Below are 395 nucleotides of genomic sequence, written 5' to 3' on the forward strand. Positions count from 1 at the left end.
GTGGGAACGATATCCGGCACGGCCATCGGCGCATTTGTGATCGGTGTGCTTCGCAACGGTCTGAACATGAACGGGGTATCCAGCTTTATCCAGCAGATCATTATCGGATTGGTGATCCTCGGTACGGTGTGGATCGACCGGATGCGAAGCCGCAAGTAGCAACAAGAAGACTATCAACCACGCGAGAAAGGAGCGAGACATGCGCAAATGTTATCTACTGGCAGTATCGGCCGTTATGGTGATGGCCACGACGGGGGCATACGCCGCGGGTGGCGAGATCGCCGTGATCGTAAAGACCGTCAACTCCAACTATTGGCAGAACGTCCAGAAAGGCGCGAAAACCGCCGTTGGCGAAGCCAAGGGTTACACGATGACTTTCCAGGGACCGGCGGCAG

The 395-nt window shown here is 56.2% G+C and carries 2 pseudogenes; both read left to right on the plus strand.

Annotated features, from left to right (window positions below):
- A pseudogene (locus tag SB753_RS35110) lies at positions 1 to 159 on the plus strand (ABC transporter permease); the annotation flags it as partial.
- A gap of 76 nt (positions 160 to 235) precedes the next feature.
- Positions 236 to 395: pseudogene (locus tag SB753_RS35115) on the plus strand (LacI family transcriptional regulator); the annotation flags it as partial.

The sequence above is a fragment of the Paraburkholderia sp. SIMBA_053 genome, assembly GCF_046534895.1.
In the GTDB taxonomy this organism is placed as follows: Bacteria; Pseudomonadota; Gammaproteobacteria; order Burkholderiales; family Burkholderiaceae; genus Paraburkholderia; species Paraburkholderia caledonica.